Genomic DNA, 14,898 nt, shown 5'->3' with positions numbered 1-14,898 from the left:
TAGCTCGAATGACAGGGACCACCTCAATTGGCCCTATGAGCAACTGACAATCACGCCCCTTGCTGCTCACAAGGGCACACATCGACATCGTGTCGTTTCGCCCGGATGCGGGAAACGGAGATATTATGGTAGAGGCAAGCCTTAGCCACAGCGCTTACACACAGCCCAACGTCATTGACCCTGTTTGGGAGCGCGTGCGTGCGGAAGCCGAGACTATTGTGCGCACCGAGCCGGTGCTTAGCAGTTTCATCTATTCAACCATTCTCAGCCACAAGCGGCTGGAAAACGCGGTCATTCATCGCATTGTTGATCGCTTGCACAATCCTGCCATGGATTCGGAAGCGATCCGGCAGGCCTATCGTGAGGCCTGCGAGGCTGACCCGTTCATTGCCGAAGCGATGCGCGCGGACATCCGGGCTGTGGCCGATCGTGACCCGGCTTGCGAGCGGTTTGTCGATCCCATCCTCTATTTCAAGGGCTTCCATGCGATCCAGACCCACCGTCTGGCGAACTGGCTCTACAACAACGGCCGCAAGGATTTCGCCTTCTATCTGCAGAGCGTGAGCTCTCAGGTCTATCAGGTGGACATTCACCCGCGGGTATCTTTTGGCAAGGGCATCTTCTTTGACCATGCGACCGGGATCGTCATCGGTGAAACCGCGGTTCTTGAGGATGATGTTTCGATTCTTCAGGGTGTTACTCTGGGTGGCACGGGCAAGGAGGACGGGGATCGTCATCCGAAGATCCGCCATGGTGTGCTGATCGGTGCCGGTGCCAAGGTGCTGGGCAATATCGAAATCGGCAATTGCTCTCGCGTGGCGTCCGGCTCGGTGGTGCTCAAGGCTGTGCCGAACAATGCCACGGTGGCCGGGGTTCCGGCCAAGGTGGTCGGGCAGGCTGGCTGTGCCGAGCCAGCCATCAGCATGAACCAGATTCTTCAGGACGCAGATTGAGCCTTAACGGTGGTTCTGCGTCCATTTGTTCGTTTATCCACGCAGAAAAACTTGAAATCATGTGGAAACCGGCTTTACTCTGCAGGTGTGCTATGCCACTCAACCGGTCATGAGTTCCGGGTGGGGCGCCAACCCGCCCGGATTTTTTGATCAATCCTTGATTGGTTTATTGTGATCAGTGTTGTGTAACCTGCAGGAGGTTATTTTGGACAAGACCGAACTGGCAAAACTTCAAGCTTTCATGCGCAAGACCCTTCAGTCTGCCAACCTCGAAGTGCGCGCCCGTCCGCGCAAGGATGATTCCGCAGAGGTTTATGTTGAAGATGAGTTTGTCGGCGTGCTGTTCCGCGATGAGGAAGATGGTGATTTGTCCTACAACTTCTCCATGGCGATTCTCGATTACGACCTGGAAGAGGCTTGATGTCACACGGTAACGTCCTGTTGCCGTGTTGATGATCAAGCCGCAGAGCCGATCCGAAATTCAAGGCTGTCGATCCCCTGCCGGGGCGACAGCCTTTTTGTTGCTCCGGGCAGGCCCGCATTAAGGCACAAGGAACTTGCTCAACCGCCCGAGCAGCGTAGCATCGAGTCTTTTCCAGTCTTTGAGCAGATGAGGGCGGAACCGGTAGCTCACCTGAAGATTGCCGCCAAGGGTGATCTCCCGCATGCAAAAGGCCGGTTCCTTGTCGTTTGATGCAATGCAGCGGGCGACGAAGGGTTCGTTCGCTTCCGGTTTGAAATAGATGATCTCGCCGCCAAATCCGGATGCCTTGTCCATTTCGAAGCCGATGAGTGCTGCCGGTCCCTTGATCGGCGTGCCGGTGAAAAACTGGCTGTAGACGCTGAACAGCCGTTCAGAGCTCTGCAACAGCTCCCTGGGTTGGCTGAGCGAGACAAAGAGCAGGCTGGAGGCTTCGGTCGCGTCACTGAAGGCGACCTGTTTCTCGCGGCTGAAGCCTTCCATGGATGGCCACAGGAAGACCAGATCAAGCTGCTTGAGGGTTTTGGCTGTGCGCTGTTCTGCGCTTCTTATGACATTCTCCGGCACCGACAGGCGTCGGTCGCCAATGGTGATCTGGCGGGGTGACGTCTCGAAGCTGTAGGGACTGTTGATCAGGCTCGGGCCTGAATATTCAAAGACACGACTGAGCACATAGAGAAATGTGATGGCGATCAGGCCGGCAATCAGGATGAAGAAGATCCATCTCTGTGTCGAACCCTGCTCTTCCGGTGTCTGATGCTGCATCGAATTCTCATCTTAGTCTTTGGCGGGGATGGCAGGAAAAGTGCGCCGGGATTCGCCCCGACTCTAGGCAATCCTCCGCAAGGCTTCAATCGTCCAAACGGAACTACGCACACAACCGCTTGCATTTGCTTATGACGAAATAGGAACAGACAGAAAGGGCGTCATCTCGGTCGGCACGAGTCTTGCTCCTTTATTAAGGAGAGATCGGCCCTTGTGTCACAATGAGACATTGTGGCCGTCGGGTTTGCTGTTTCGCTTGGAATTGCCCCATTTTGATAAGGGCACTGCGGACTGCGGTCACTCTGGAACCTGACACAAGTGGCATCTGGCAAAACCAGAAAAGGATGGAAGTCGTGGGACCTGAATTGTTTGCTCTTGTTTATGTCACCTCGGTGGGCTTTGTCTGCGCTGGCATTTTGGCCAGTCTTTATCAGATCACGGCGCAACGGCCAGCCGGGTTCCGCGTAACGATCAACAGCTGGCCCGGGGTATTCTTCTCGGTGGTCATCTGCACCTTTGCTGGCCCCTTCATTATCATGCGCAATGCCTTGCGCGGGCGGCGGCTTGAGCATCGGCCCATTGGCTGGCTTTTCGGTTCTTCTGCAATTGCCAGTGTCTGGAGCGCCTGTTCCGGGGTGCTGCTGCTCAACGTTCTTTCGGTTGCTGCCAACGCAATGAGTTGATCTCGCTGTCGACACTGGCTATCAGTTGACGCAACGATATCCAGACAGTTCTGAAAGGTGGAAGCCGTGACCCTTTATCAACTCGGAGAGTTCAAACCAAGCGTGCCGGAGGACGGTTCCTATTGGGTGGCACCAAACGCCAGCCTCATCGGCAAGATTATTCTCGGTCAGGACGCCAGCGTATGGTTCGGCGCAGTCCTCAGGGGTGACAATGAACCGCTGACGATTGGCGACCGGAGCAATATTCAGGAGGGCAGCACCCTGCACACGGATATGGGCGCGCCTCTGACCATTGGCACCGACTGCACCATTGGCCACAACGTGATCCTGCATGGCTGCACCATCGGCGATAATTCGCTGATTGGAATGGGAGCGGTGGTGCTGAATCATGCCAAAATCGGCCGCAATTGCCTCATCGGCGCCAAGGCGCTCATCCCAGAGGGTAAGGTCATTCCAGACAATTCGCTGGTCATGGGGATGCCCGGCAAGGTCGTGCGGACGCTCGATGAAGAGGCGATCAACAAGTTGCGCCAGTCGGCGGCCAATTATGTCCTCAACTGGAAACGCTTTGCTACAGAGCTGAAGCCGCTCTGATCCCGCCTTTTCGCAATGGACGAAAAAAAGGGCCAGCCGCGGGGACGACTGGCCCACCCTGATCGCAATGGACGGGATGTGGGGACGCGATCAGGATTGCAAAGCAAAGTGTGAGCAAGAAAGAGCCGTCGAGGGCCCTCCCTCATTAGCGAGTGTCAGCAATGGCAGTCCATTGTGAAGGATGAAGCGCAGCCTGACGCTTGATGTAGTGATAGGGGGTTTTATCCCATGGCAGGATCCGCGGATCCTGATTGTCCAGGATGAGATCGCCCCTATCCGTGCGCACGGTCAGAACTGCATGGCCATTGCCGTTCCTTTCCTTGACGACCGTGATGAGAAGTGCAGTGGTAGGCCAACCGGCCTTGATGAGCATGCGCCGTTTGAGCAGTGCGAAATCTTCGCAGTCGCCAGCTGCCCCCGGATAGGTCCACAGTTCTTCTGTTTTGTATTGTTCCTCATCCGTCACCGGGCGGACAGAGTCATTCACATAGGTATTGATCTCGATCAGCTTGGTCCAGCTCGCCTTGGACAGCTTCACGGCCTGATCCGAATTGAATGAAAGATTGCATTCTGACGGATTGTTCCGGCAGAAATTGACATGTCCGATTGGAGCCGACGTCAGGCCCATAATGGTCATGAATGGTGAGTAACTGGCAGCCGCCGCTTCCCAAGGCATGGCAAGGCAGGCAAGGCTGAAAAAAGCAAATCCCCAAATGCGTTTCTTCATTTTTATCTCCCGTCGTTATGGGAGATTATTAGAAGTATTCATTTGAGATTTATCGAATATTCGTGGCGAAATTTGAGTAAAAAACTATCGAAACTGTCGTAAAACTCTACTTATATTTAAATTGAATTGTATTTTTATTTTAATGGCATTTGAATGAAATTGAGTTTTAATTTGATGTTAATTTGCGGAAAGTCAGAGTCAATTTCGATTAAAATTGTAATTATAAAAAGCGCATCAATATCAATGGCTTGAGTTTTATGCAAGGGCGGGGAAGAGGATTGTGCCCATCAGCAAAAAGAGCGCGGATGGACTGCTTTCACCGGGTGCAGCAGAAACTGTTTCTGCACTTTATGGTGGCAAGAATTCACTTTGTATTTTAATGAGAGTATTTTTGTTGCTTCTTCCGAACGGCAAAAAAATTGAAAAAACTGCTTTTTGATGCATTATTTCGGCGAATAACTTTGCCAATACTGCTGCGGGAACGCCTTCGGGGCAGGCAAATTCCTTCAGCCGAACCTCAAGAGGAGGTCCGGTCTCTTAACAACAACAGGAGAAGGGGAGCCGGTCTATCGCAGGTTCTTGTCGATCGCGGTGCTGTCTTGAACGGCTGAGAATTCGACAGCCAGACCATCTTCCAGATGACGAACCACGCGGGCACGGATCTTGCCGATGTTGACTTCCTTGCCAACAGCCGGGCGGGCGGTGGTCTTGATGGCGGCACCGGAAAGGGAAAGGTCGAGCACGCGGCAGATATGTTCCGAGCCATCAGCAAGGATCAGCTTGGTGATCGGATGCTTCGGCTGGCGACGTTCGTGGCGGCGATCTTCCGGCAGGTCTAGAAGATGACGGTTGGCAAGCCATGTGAGCTGAGAGGCCAATTTGTCCCGCTTGCGCAGGGTCGCATCGATGGTGACGGCGAAGCCGCCTTCGATCTTGCGAACGATCTTGCCTTCAATGCGGCCGATGTGGTCGATATAGGCAATCACCCGTTCACCGATTTCACCCCGGATCGGCGTGATCATGGCCATGCCGCCCGGCGACATGTTGATGACCTGGCACGGATACTCCGTCTTGTTCTCAAGCATGAAGCGACCCAGCAGGTTCACCTTGACGCGTTGATGACGACGGCGCTCGGTAATGCGCGGTAGAACAGATTTTCTCGCTATTGCCGACATAAGGACAGACTGCTTCCCGGCCAGGGTTGGACACGATGGACGAACGTTACGCCATCCTATTCCCCGCATGGTTAACAAAGCCTTGTGTCAGCACGCTTCATTCAAAGCTATCGTAAATAAATCGCCATACCCTAGGGTTGTGCTGTGGATGCAATGCCAATCAATCGCTACGGCCACCTTCAATGACCGTCAGATGGCCGATCCGGCGCTCCGGTCGGATGTGGGCATGGCTGACGACAGGGGACAGGATCGAGGTGGTTGGGGTGAGGCCAAAGTTGTGCTGGGCCTTTGGGGCCTGCTCCTGGGTGCGCATGAAGGCGGGCCTTTCGTCAGGCCAGATCAGGCGCATGGAGGAAATGGAAAGCTCCCGTACCGGCCAGATGCCGATCCAGTATGGCATGTCGACGGGGCTGGCGGCGCCAAGCAACCGGCTCTTAGGCTGGCCATAGTGGCGCAATGGCAGCAGGATCGCTTCAAACTCCAGTTCCTGATTGCGTTCGGTCTTGCCCTTGAATCCTATGACGGCTGCGGCCTCGTCTTCGACAACGGCAGTCAACAACAGTTTCATGCTCGAAAGATCTTCCGTGCTCCACAGATCGTAGAAATTGCGGCCCTTGAGTTCGCGGCAGAAGGAGCCACACAGGCGGGTGCCTGCCAGACGGAAGGTCAGGCTGTTTTCGTTATCATATTCCAGTATGAAGGTGTCGCCAAGGATCTGGTGAATTTCAGCCGGGTCAATATCACTGCGCTCAGGGGCAGTTCGTCCGCCTCTCAGTCCATCCCAATAGGAAAACAGTTCGCGCGTTACCTGATGTTTCATGTCGAGTCTCTATCTGGGGCAGTTCTGCATCCAATCTGTTTCATCATGGGGCAGAACGGGGGTCTTTTGTATCTCACGACTGATACGAAGCAGGGGGCGTGCCAAACGTTAAGGTTGAAAGGGGCAAATCTGGGGCGGGTCTTTCCAACGGTGTTGTTAAGGTTAACGACGGGTTGTCGTTGTGGGCAAACGCGGAATAGTGTAAAAAAGGTCTTAACAGATCCACTGGCGCCAGATCGGACTCCTTTAGTCTGGTGCCGCGGCTCTTCAAAGACTTCCCGAGTTCGGGAACGCCGGCCATCCTGATGATCAACAGATCCTCGGATGGCTTTTTTTTGCCTTTTGCCCTTTTGCTTGTCGCGTTGCCATTTTTGCGCTGCTGTTAACGTTCTTTGTTTTAATATATGCCAGCAGATTGCCTTATTGCCGCCTTATGGCTTGTCAGGATAGCCCTATGCCTTATTTCTAGGGACTGAAGATCAAAGAACAGAGAAGGATCCCCCATGGCTTTGCAACCGCGTGGTTCATGGCACATGCCCCCGGGCATGAAGCCTCCAAGAGAGCCGATGTTCAATTTGCCGACCCCGGTTCTGGTTCTGGCGGGCATCATGATTGCCATTCAGGCCGCGCAATCCTATTTCCTTTCGCTTGATCAAAGGGAAACCCTGCTGCTGACCTTTGCCTTCCTGCCAGCCCGTTATGGTGCAGTCGCTCAGGTCTTTTCCTTCCCCGGCGGCGTGCTGGGCGACATCTGGACATTTGTCACCTATGCCTTCCTGCATGGGGGGTGGGTGCATGTGCTGATGAATGTCGTCTGGATGATGATCTTTGCGACGGTGATTGTCCGGCGCATTGGCACGTTCAACTTCGCCTTGTTCTTTATCATCACGGCTGCGGCGGGGGCTCTGGTGCATCTGCTCATCCATTTTGGCAGCCAGTCCCCTTTGGTCGGCGTATCGGCGGTTCTATCCGGTGCCATGGCCGCCTCGGCGCGCTTTGCCTTCAGCAGCGGAATGGGCTTTTCCGGCTTGCAGGGGCTCAACCGTTATCCCTGCCAGAGCCTCTCTGCACTGCGGCGCAATTCTCAGGCCATGGGCTTTATCGGTATCTGGCTGGTGTTGAACCTGGTGTTCGGTGTCTTTTCGATTTTTGGCGGTGGGGCATCCATCGCTTGGGAAGCGCATCTGGGTGGCTTCATCGCCGGGTTGCTGGTTTTCCCCTATCTCGATCCCTATTCCCGGCCGCCACGCAAACCGAAGCCGCCAAGGGAGGATCCTCCCAAGAAGCGGCCAGATCACCTTAAAGTGATCAAGTAGAGGCTGAACTGGGCACGATGGTGCTCCGCGGCAGGCACATAGACATATTGGCAAAGAGGCGGATGGTCCATCAAGGAAACTGCCTCTTTTTCTTTGTCTTTTTGTCGTGACACACGGGTTTAAAGAGGCGGGCGTGCGTGAAGAGTAAGACGGAGCTACCCCGTAGTTATGCTTAAGTTTGGGGCCTGTTGCGCTTGTCAGGCGGTTCAACATGTCGCACACTTTAAGGTTCAAAGACACGCACTTGCTCTGAGCCCAGCGGCACATGAGGCGCAAAGCGTGCTTTGAGCCAACCTGTCAAGAGGGAGACCCGTTTAATGACGATTGCCACCATACTCAATCAAAAGGGACGAGACGTATTCAAGACCGATCCCGCCACCACACTGGTCGAGGTGGTCAAGATGCTGCGTGACAAGGGCGTGGGTGCCATTCTTGTTGCCGAGGGCGAGAAACTGTGCGGCATTCTCTCGGAGCGCGATATCGTGCGTGCTCTCAGCAATCACGGCGGTTCGGCTTTGCTTCGGCCTGCCAGCGAGTTCATGACCAAGGATGTGATGACCTGCACCGAGGATGAAACCATCGTGTCGGTCATGTCGCGCATGACTACGGGCCGTTTCCGTCACATGCCGGTTGTCAAGGGCAGGAAGATTGCCGGGCTGGTGTCGATTGGTGACGTGGTGAAGTTCCGTATCGAGGAAACCGAACGCGAGGCCGAAGACATGCGTGCCTATATCGCGGCTGGCTAGGACTTCGGGCAAGGGCAGTGTTGATCTGCTCTTTCGTCGTATCACGCAGCGGGCGGGTTTTGCTGCGTGTTCCGTTACAGACGGGCGGTTCTGCCGCCCGTTTCGTTTTGTGGCTTTTGCGACTGTTCGGCAAGCACAGGGGGCTGTCCCGCCCGGCTATTTCTTATAGACTTCCTTGGGGTCAAACAGCGGCTTGTCTTCCCTGAAGGACAGCGTGGCCTTGTCGCCTTCAAGTGTGGCTGCGCGATAGAAGCATGATTTGTAACCCTGATGGCAGTTGGCTGTGGCGCCGCGGGTGCGCACCTTGATCCAGATTGCATCCTGATCGCAGTCGGTTCTCAGTTCGATGACATCCTGAATGTTGCCGCTTGTTGCCCCCTTGTGCCACAGCTCCTTGCGCGAGCGGCTCCAATAATGGGCCTCGCGGGTCTGCAATGTGAGGCCGAGGCTTTCGGCGTTCATATAGGCGAACATCACCACATCGCCGCTATCGGCGTCGGTCACGATGCAGGCAATGAGGCCCTTGTCATCGAATTTGGGCAGGAAGTCCTGCCCCAGTTCGATCTCGTCATGGCTTTTTCCCTGTTGATCCGAAAAGATGACGGGCATGGCCGGGGCCTCATGTGCTGAATGGGTTCTCGGGGAGGGCAATGCTGAATGGGGTGCCGCAATCAGCGGCTCTCACCCACCAGATTGAGGAAGCGGTTCTGCTTCTCGAAATCTTCCTGGAATACGCCGGTAAAGCGCATGGTCACGGTATTGGCGCCGCGCTTGCGGACCCCGCGCATAGTCATGCACATATGTTCGGCTTCCACCAGAAGTGCAATGCCGCGAGGGGCAAGGGTGGCCTCGATGGTATCAATGACCTGCGCCGTGAAGCTTTCCTGAGTCTGCAGGCGGCGGGCAAAGGTGTCGACCACGCGTGCGAGCTTTGACAGGCCGACCACGCCGTTGGACGGATAGTAGGCAATATGGGCCTTGCCAACGAAGGGAACCATGTGGTGTTCGCAGGCTGAGAAGAATTCGACATCACGCAGCAGCACCATGTCCTCATAGCCATTCACCTCTTCGAAGGTGCGGGCGAGGGGGGCGGTCGGATCTTCGCGATAGCCGCGGTAAAGCTCTTCGTAGGCTTTGACGACACGCTTTGGCGTATCGAGCAGGCCTTCACGATCCGGGTCGTCGCCGATCCATTTGATCAGCGTGCGCACGGCCTCTTCGGCTTCATGGCGGGATGGTCGCTTGACCAGCGCCCAATCGTCTGCCTGATCGCCGGATGTGGCCACTGCTTGCAGCTGTGTTTGGTTGTTGTTGTTGTTTTTCAAGGCGGTATCCTGCCCCTCTTCAGCCTTTTCGCCAGCGGAATTGCTGGGGTCGACAATCATATCCATGACAGACCTGTGCGCCTTTCATAACGGAGCATGATTGCGATCGAACCTGATCCTTCGGTGGCGCCATCATGCACTTTTTTTCCAATTTGTCAGCAGGAAATCATATTAGGTGGGTTATGTTACACTATAACCTTCCCTGTCAACGATTTCCAAGGAATCGAACCTGCATTCCTTGTTTTTCTTCCTATATAGGCATTATAGGGGTAAATGCGAGTATTGGATCGCAAGTCAGGGCACAAGAGAGAATTTCCATGCTGGACGATATTTATAATCAGAAGATTTTGGAATTCGCAGGAAATATCGCTCGCCTTCAACGGCTGGAGCAGCCGCAGGCGTCGGCCAGAGCACACAGCAAACTGTGCGGTTCGACCATTGAGGTCGATCTGGTGGTGACGGATGGCAAGGTCAGTGACTATGGCCAGACGGTCAATGCCTGTGCCTTGGGGCAGGCTGCGTCCTCTGTCGTCGGGCGCCAGATCATCGGTTCGGACCTTGCCGAGTTGCGGCAGCTGCGCGAAACCATGCGGGCCATGCTCAAGGAGGAGGGGGCTCCTCCTGCCGGAAAATGGCAAGACCTGCAGTATCTCGAGCCGGTCAGAAACTATCCGGCGCGTCATGCCTCCACGCTACTGGTGTTTGATGCCATCGTCGATGCGTTCGAGCAGATCGAACCGGAAGCATGAAATATCTCGCCATCGGGCTCATCAAGCTCTACCAGATTTTCCTGTCTCCCTTCATCGGGCGGGCCTGTCGCTATCAGCCGACCTGTTCGCGCTATACGGAGGAGGCCATCGGCCGGTTCGGCTTCTGGGCCGGGGGCTGGATGGGGCTTGCACGCATCCTGCGCTGTCATCCATTCGGGCATAGCGGCTTTGATCCTGTGCCTCGACAGTTGCCTCAAGGCGCGCGCTGGTATAAACCATGGACCTATGGCCTTTGGGGCGGCGATCACATCGATCCGGAGACACGTCTGGATAAACGTAAATGATGTATTCTCGCCGGCCTCGACGGACCAGTTTTACATTTCGTACCTAAGACAAACCTAAGGGTTTCTGAACCCGACAGCTTACCTGCGTTGTAGGCAGGAGTTGAGCAGGAGACTACAATGGTCAATCTGACTTTCCCTGATGGATCTGTTCGTGCATTTGACGATGGCGTTCGTGGCGTCGACGTCGCGCAGGGCATTTCCAAATCTCTGGCAAAAAAAGCCGTGGCTGTGAAGCTGAATGGCGAATTGGCCGATCTGGCCGATCCGATCTCCAGCGATGCCAAAATCGAAATCGTGACGCGCACCGATGAAGCTGCGCTGGAATTGATCCGCCACGATGCTGCCCATGTGATGGCTGAAGCCGTGCAGGAATTGTTCCCCGGCACCCAGGTCACCATCGGGCCGGTCATCGACAATGGATTCTATTACGACTTTGCACGCAATGAACCCTTCACGACCGAAGATCTTGCCCTGATCGAAAAGAAGATGGCTGAGATCATCGATCGCAACGCACCCTTCACCAAGGAAGTGTGGAGCCGGGATGTTGCCAAGAAGCATTTCTCCGACAAGGGGGAAAGCTACAAGGTAGAACTGGTCGACGCGATCCCTGAAGGGGAAGACGTCAAGATCTATCGTCAGGGCAACTGGCTTGATCTGTGTCGTGGCCCGCACATGGCTTCGACCGGCCAGATCGGCAAGGCCTTCAAGCTGATGAAGGTTGCCGGTGCCTATTGGCGCGGTGATTCCAACAATGCCATGCTGAGCCGCATCTATGGCACCGCATGGGCATCGGAGCAGGATCTGAAAGATCATCTGACCCGTCTGGAAGAAGCGGAAAAACGCGATCACCGCAAGCTCGGCCGTGAAATGGACCTGTTCCATTTCCAGGAAGAGGCTCCGGGGTCCGTGTTCTGGCATGACAAGGGCTGGACCCTGTTCCAGAACCTGATCACCTACATGCGCCGTCGTCAGAGGAGCTGGGGCTACAAGGAAGTCAACAGCCCTGACATGATGGAACGCACCCTGTGGGAACAGTCCGGTCACTGGGAGAAATTCGGTGAGAACATGTTCACCACCCAGACCCCGGACGAGCGGATCTTCTGCTGCAAGCCGATGAACTGCCCGGGCCATGTCCAGATCTTCAAGAACGGTCTCAAGTCCTACCGCGACCTGCCATTGAAGCTGGCCGAGTTCGGCAAGGTTCATCGCTATGAGCCGTCGGGTGCTCTGCACGGCATGATGCGTGTGCGGTCGTTCACGCAGGATGATGCCCATATCTTCTGTGGCGAAGACCAGATCACCGAGGTCTGTGTCGACCTGCATCAGCAGATCATGTCGATCTATCATGACTTCGGCTTCACCGACATCCGCGTCAAATTCTCTGACCGCCCTGAAAAGCGCGTTGGTTCGGATGCGGTCTGGGATGCAGCTGAAAACGCTCTGAAGACGGCCATTGATGCTGCCGGTCAGGAATGGACGCTGAACCCGGGTGAGGGTGCCTTCTACGGCCCGAAACTCGAATATGTGCTGCGTGACGCCATTGGTCGTGACTGGCAGTGCGGTACGGTTCAGGTGGACCTCAACCTGCCGGGTCGCCTTGGTGCCTTCTTCATCGATACTGATGGCAACAAGGTGCATCCGGTGATGATCCACCGCGCCCTGTTCGGTTCGCTGGAACGCTTCACCGGCATTCTGATCGAGCATTATGCCGGTCACTTCCCGCTGTGGCTTGCGCCGCTGCAGGTGGTCGTCGCGACCATCACGTCGGAAGCGGACGACTATGCCCGTGACGTGGCTGCGCAGCTGACCAAGGCTGGCCTCAATGTCGAGACCGACCTGAGGAACGAGAAGATCAACTACAAGGTCCGCGAGCATTCGCTGGCCAAGGTTCCGGCGCTGCTTGTTGTTGGCAAGAAGGAAGCCGAGGAGAACGGGGTTTCCATCCGTCGTCTCGGATCCAACAATCAGGTCTCCATGTCGCTTGTCGATGCGATCGCTTCGCTGGTTGATGAGGCCATTGCTCCGGACCTGCGTCGTGCCATGGAAGCCGACAAGATCGAGGCTGCCGAATAGGCGGCTTCTGGAGCAGGATTGAAAGAGGCGGTGCCGGATGACGGTGCCGCCTTTTTTGTTGCCTGCAGCCTGTCGGGAGACATGCGGCTGGAGGGTCTCTTCACAAAGTGATTCAGGAAACGGGCGTGTTCCATCACTTTAAGCTGTGTGGATTCCTTGAATCATTTCAGGGGCTTTCTCTTGTTGGGTGAGAAAGTGATTCATGGCCTTTGCTGGTCGGTAACAAGGGTCAGCGGGTGAATGTCCGGCATGCCGGGCAGGGAGACCGTGTCGCAGGCTCTTTCCTTCGTGAGCCATTTGGCTCGCGGGTGCAGGCCTGCCACGGGGATGGCGATGCGCATGTGCCGGTTGGATTGGGCGACATGGGCGAGGGCGTGCCGGAAGCTGTAGGCGCGTGTCTCAAACGAATAGAGACTGTAGCCTTCCTCTGTGTAGATCAGCACGGTGAGGCAGCAGGCCGGGTCATAGTGATACTGGAAGCGGCAGGTGACATCCAGACCGTCAAACTGTGCGTCAAACGACAGGCTGGTCAGAAAGCTTTCCTCTCCTGCTGGCTCACCCGGTGGCGGGCCGGGCGGTGTGGTCGGATCGTAGGGTGGCTCTGACCGAAGAAGTGCACGGAGACGATGGCGGATGGTCTCCCATCGGGTTTCCTGCTCGGGCAGGGCGGCAATGATTGGCTTGCTGTCGTCTTCTGTCGGTGCGCTCATGGTAGGGCAGTCCTTTGTTGCAGGGCTGGCGTATATAAGAGGGCAATCCTACTGGGCGGTGGCCAGAACCTCGATATCGCGATTGAGGCCGGGGCTGACCGAGAAATCGCGATTATAGACCTCGTTGCCCTGCTTGGCGATGGCTGTGTAATCACCGGCGGCCAGCGCCAGCGTCGGGAAGGCGCCGATGGCGCGTTTGACCACATCACCGCCGGGGGTGAACACGGTCCAGATGGTGTTGGCCAGAGCTTCGCCCCCCGGTTCCGAGACAAGGCGCAGGGTTACCTTGGCGGCATTGTGGATCATCGTCACGTTGATCAGCTTGCCTTCGGTGATCTCGACATCGCCGCGGACCTTGGCATTGGCTGATCCGTAGTTCGAGACCACATGGTAGACGCCCTGACTGAGCTTGACGACATGGTCGGGTTTGACATTCTTGATCAGCAGCGTGTGCGCACCGGTGTCGGCATCTTCACCGGTGTAGATGTCGAATTTCAGGATGTTGCTGTCGAGCGGAATGTCGCCTGCGGCCACGGCGTTGAGGCGCATGGCTCCGGCGTGGAGGTTGAAGCTCTCGCGATAGTCGCCTGCCTTGGGCAGGATGACGCGCTTGGTCAGGTTGGCATAGCCATAGCCTGCGTAGACAATGTAGCTGCCCGGCTGAAGGTCGACCTCCAGCGGGCCGCCCTCGACATTGTTCAGCATCGGCAGGTGGCCTTCGGCATCCTTTTCGTCGCTGAAGATACGCCAGTTGATGCCTCGCTGAAGGATCTGCTCATCGTCAGAGAGCAGGGCCGTCAACTCAAGGCGGGCGATGCCGCCGGGTTCTATCTTTGGCTTTTCCGGCTCCTGTCTGGCGGCAAGGGCTTCTGCAGTCTCTGCGGCGCCAGCTGTCAGTGGGGTTTCGGCCTCGGCGTCAACCTCGACGCTGCTGGGGCTTGTCGGCTCCAGCGCATCGGTCGGTGCAGTGGTTTCCTGAGGGGCTGCTGCTGCGGCCTCTGTGCCGGGCTGTGGGGTTGCTTGCCCGGCTTCCGCCGCTTCGCTCTTGATCGGGTTTGAGGCTGGTACCGGGACGGTCTCTGGCAGCTTGAGGTAGACCGGACGCTCGTTGTTGCTCTTCTCGATGATGGTCCCAAGATTGAGAGGGGCCTGTGTTCCCTGAGCCATGGCGCCGTTCAGACAGAGCGCGCCAAAGGCGACAAACAGGGAGACGCGAAGGGCCTGCAAGAGCCTGTGCGGAAGCGTTTGACCGGTTTGTTTCATGGAGTCCACAGATCTGTCCTTGCGTAGCGCCAATATCATCGGATGTGAGGTGAGTCTCAAGCTCAGCCTTCGCTTTGTGTAGCATTTGATTGCCCGATAGCAAATCCAAAAACCGTGGTTATTTGAGGGCGCGGGCTGATAAAAAGACGCATCCGGCTCCGGGGGGCTGCCCTGTCACTTTGCGAGCTGCACCAAAGGGAATCAGTGGCACTG

18 protein-coding genes are annotated in these 14,898 nt (G+C 56.0%); 10 read left to right on the top strand and 8 right to left on the bottom strand.

The genetic code is table 11. The annotated features are described in order from the left end of the window. Positions 1-125 precede the first annotated feature (125 nt). Together cysE and DSL70_RS10940 are read left to right on the top strand one after the other, a co-directional pair. On the top strand, positions 126-953 hold the full coding sequence (gene cysE, locus DSL70_RS10945; protein ID WP_119307978.1) for a serine O-acetyltransferase: 828 nt from the start codon (positions 126-128) through the stop codon (positions 951-953). A 205-nt stretch (positions 954-1,158) separates the two neighbouring features. After that, positions 1,159-1,374 (top strand): DUF3126 family protein, encoded by a 216-nt coding sequence (locus DSL70_RS10940; RefSeq protein WP_119307977.1) that lies wholly within the window; start codon positions 1,159-1,161, stop codon positions 1,372-1,374. Between the two features lie 120 nt (positions 1,375-1,494). Here DSL70_RS10940 and DSL70_RS10935 read toward each other — a convergent pair whose 3' ends face one another. Continuing rightward, a complete protein-coding gene (locus DSL70_RS10935) occupies positions 1,495-2,199 on the bottom strand; it encodes a hypothetical protein (RefSeq protein WP_119307976.1) in 705 nt (234 codons plus the stop codon). A 353-nt stretch (positions 2,200-2,552) separates the two neighbouring features. On the opposite strand from DSL70_RS10935, the gene DSL70_RS10930 reads away from it, so the two are divergent. Together DSL70_RS10930 and DSL70_RS10925 are read left to right on the top strand one after the other, a co-directional pair. Further along, positions 2,553-2,882, top strand: a complete 330-nt coding sequence (locus DSL70_RS10930; RefSeq protein WP_205563232.1) for a DUF6949 family protein — start codon at positions 2,553-2,555, stop codon at positions 2,880-2,882. Positions 2,883-2,948: 66 nt separating this feature from the next. After that, the gene (locus tag DSL70_RS10925) at positions 2,949-3,476 is read left to right on the top strand and encodes a gamma carbonic anhydrase family protein (protein ID WP_119308350.1); all 528 of its coding nucleotides are present in this window, start codon (positions 2,949-2,951) and stop codon (positions 3,474-3,476) included. 145 nt (positions 3,477-3,621) lie between these two features. On the opposite strand, the gene DSL70_RS10920 is transcribed toward DSL70_RS10925, so the two are convergent. After that, complete coding sequence (locus DSL70_RS10920) at positions 3,622-4,203, bottom strand: transglutaminase-like cysteine peptidase (RefSeq protein ID WP_245418184.1); 582 nt, start codon at positions 4,201-4,203, stop codon at positions 3,622-3,624. A 280-nt stretch (positions 4,204-4,483) separates the two neighbouring features. Between DSL70_RS10920 and DSL70_RS22235 the strand changes: the two genes are divergently transcribed. Next, complete coding sequence (locus DSL70_RS22235) at positions 4,484-4,642, top strand: hypothetical protein (RefSeq protein WP_162916583.1); 159 nt, start codon at positions 4,484-4,486, stop codon at positions 4,640-4,642. 127 nt (positions 4,643-4,769) lie between these two features. Here DSL70_RS22235 and DSL70_RS10915 read toward each other — a convergent pair whose 3' ends face one another. Continuing rightward, the gene (locus DSL70_RS10915) at positions 4,770-5,378 is read right to left on the bottom strand and encodes a PilZ domain-containing protein (protein WP_119307974.1); all 609 of its coding nucleotides are present in this window, start codon (positions 5,376-5,378) and stop codon (positions 4,770-4,772) included. Positions 5,379-5,538: 160 nt separating this feature from the next. After that, positions 5,539-6,198 (bottom strand): PAS domain-containing protein, encoded by a 660-nt coding sequence (locus DSL70_RS10910; protein WP_119307973.1) that lies wholly within the window; start codon positions 6,196-6,198, stop codon positions 5,539-5,541. Between the two features lie 503 nt (positions 6,199-6,701). Here DSL70_RS10910 and DSL70_RS10905 point away from each other — a divergent pair. Beyond that, positions 6,702-7,514 (top strand): rhomboid family intramembrane serine protease, encoded by an 813-nt coding sequence (locus tag DSL70_RS10905; RefSeq protein WP_119307972.1) that lies wholly within the window; start codon positions 6,702-6,704, stop codon positions 7,512-7,514. A gap of 317 nt (positions 7,515-7,831) precedes the next feature. After that, positions 7,832-8,260: a CBS domain-containing protein gene (locus DSL70_RS10900; RefSeq protein WP_119307971.1), complete on the top strand. Its 429-nt coding sequence runs from the start codon at positions 7,832-7,834 to the stop codon at positions 8,258-8,260. Between the two features lie 156 nt (positions 8,261-8,416). On the opposite strand, the gene hisI is transcribed toward DSL70_RS10900, so the two are convergent. After that, entirely contained in the window at positions 8,417-8,869 is a 453-nt protein-coding gene (hisI, locus tag DSL70_RS10895; protein ID WP_119307970.1) for a phosphoribosyl-AMP cyclohydrolase, read from the bottom strand. Between the two features lie 62 nt (positions 8,870-8,931). After that, entirely contained in the window at positions 8,932-9,651 is a 720-nt protein-coding gene (gene folE, locus DSL70_RS10890; protein WP_245418183.1) for a GTP cyclohydrolase I FolE, read from the bottom strand. 251 nt (positions 9,652-9,902) lie between these two features. On the opposite strand from folE, the gene DSL70_RS10885 reads away from it, so the two are divergent. From DSL70_RS10885 to thrS, 3 genes are all read left to right on the top strand, one after another. Beyond that, the gene (locus DSL70_RS10885; protein ID WP_119307969.1) at positions 9,903-10,334 is read left to right on the top strand and encodes an iron-sulfur cluster assembly scaffold protein; all 432 of its coding nucleotides are present in this window, start codon (positions 9,903-9,905) and stop codon (positions 10,332-10,334) included. Then, complete coding sequence (gene yidD / locus DSL70_RS10880; protein ID WP_119307968.1) at positions 10,331-10,639, top strand: membrane protein insertion efficiency factor YidD; 309 nt, start codon at positions 10,331-10,333, stop codon at positions 10,637-10,639. The genes DSL70_RS10885 and yidD overlap by 4 nt, the downstream gene beginning before the upstream one ends. 117 nt (positions 10,640-10,756) lie before the next feature. Then, complete coding sequence (gene thrS / locus DSL70_RS10875) at positions 10,757-12,712, top strand: threonine--tRNA ligase (RefSeq protein ID WP_119307967.1); 1,956 nt, start codon at positions 10,757-10,759, stop codon at positions 12,710-12,712. A gap of 200 nt (positions 12,713-12,912) precedes the next feature. On the opposite strand, the gene DSL70_RS10870 is transcribed toward thrS, so the two are convergent. Both DSL70_RS10870 and DSL70_RS10865 read right to left on the bottom strand, forming a co-directional pair. Further along, positions 12,913-13,422: a hypothetical protein gene (locus DSL70_RS10870; protein ID WP_119307966.1), complete on the bottom strand. Its 510-nt coding sequence runs from the start codon at positions 13,420-13,422 to the stop codon at positions 12,913-12,915. Positions 13,423-13,470: 48 nt separating this feature from the next. Then, positions 13,471-14,685 carry a hypothetical protein gene (locus DSL70_RS10865; protein WP_162916581.1) on the bottom strand — a complete coding sequence of 405 codons (1,215 nt, stop codon included), beginning with the start codon at positions 14,683-14,685 and terminating at the stop codon, positions 13,471-13,473. Positions 14,686-14,898 lie beyond the last annotated feature (213 nt).

The sequence above is a fragment of the Cohaesibacter haloalkalitolerans genome (assembly GCF_003574655.1).
Lineage (GTDB): Bacteria > Pseudomonadota > Alphaproteobacteria > Rhizobiales > Cohaesibacteraceae > Cohaesibacter > Cohaesibacter haloalkalitolerans.
The sequence above is the reverse complement of the archived record's forward strand: the minus strand, read 5'-3'. Positions and strand labels throughout refer to the sequence as shown.

Bases quoted from the DNA above. Each gene is read 5' to 3' on its own strand.
- DSL70_RS10905 (WP_119307972.1), top strand. From the start codon at position 6,702: ATGGCTTTGCAACCGCGTGGTTCATGGCACATGCCCCCGGGCATGAAG.
- DSL70_RS10870 (WP_119307966.1), bottom strand. From the start codon at position 13,422: ATGAGCGCACCGACAGAAGACGACAGCAAGCCAATCATTGCCGCCCTG.
- DSL70_RS10935 (WP_119307976.1), bottom strand. From the start codon at position 2,199: ATGCAGCATCAGACACCGGAAGAGCAGGGTTCGACACAGAGATGGATC.
- yidD (WP_119307968.1), top strand. From the start codon at position 10,331: ATGAAATATCTCGCCATCGGGCTCATCAAGCTCTACCAGATTTTCCTG.
- DSL70_RS10885 (WP_119307969.1), top strand. From the start codon at position 9,903: ATGCTGGACGATATTTATAATCAGAAGATTTTGGAATTCGCAGGAAAT.
- DSL70_RS10865 (WP_162916581.1), bottom strand. From the start codon at position 14,685: ATGAAACAAACCGGTCAAACGCTTCCGCACAGGCTCTTGCAGGCCCTT.
- DSL70_RS10900 (WP_119307971.1), top strand. From the start codon at position 7,832: ATGACGATTGCCACCATACTCAATCAAAAGGGACGAGACGTATTCAAG.
- cysE (WP_119307978.1), top strand. From the start codon at position 126: ATGGTAGAGGCAAGCCTTAGCCACAGCGCTTACACACAGCCCAACGTC.
- thrS (WP_119307967.1), top strand. From the start codon at position 10,757: ATGGTCAATCTGACTTTCCCTGATGGATCTGTTCGTGCATTTGACGAT.
- DSL70_RS10910 (WP_119307973.1), bottom strand. From the start codon at position 6,198: ATGAAACATCAGGTAACGCGCGAACTGTTTTCCTATTGGGATGGACTG.
- DSL70_RS10920 (WP_245418184.1), bottom strand. From the start codon at position 4,203: ATGAAGAAACGCATTTGGGGATTTGCTTTTTTCAGCCTTGCCTGCCTT.
- DSL70_RS10915 (WP_119307974.1), bottom strand. From the start codon at position 5,378: ATGTCGGCAATAGCGAGAAAATCTGTTCTACCGCGCATTACCGAGCGC.
- folE (WP_245418183.1), bottom strand. From the start codon at position 9,651: ATGGATATGATTGTCGACCCCAGCAATTCCGCTGGCGAAAAGGCTGAA.
- hisI (WP_119307970.1), bottom strand. From the start codon at position 8,869: ATGCCCGTCATCTTTTCGGATCAACAGGGAAAAAGCCATGACGAGATC.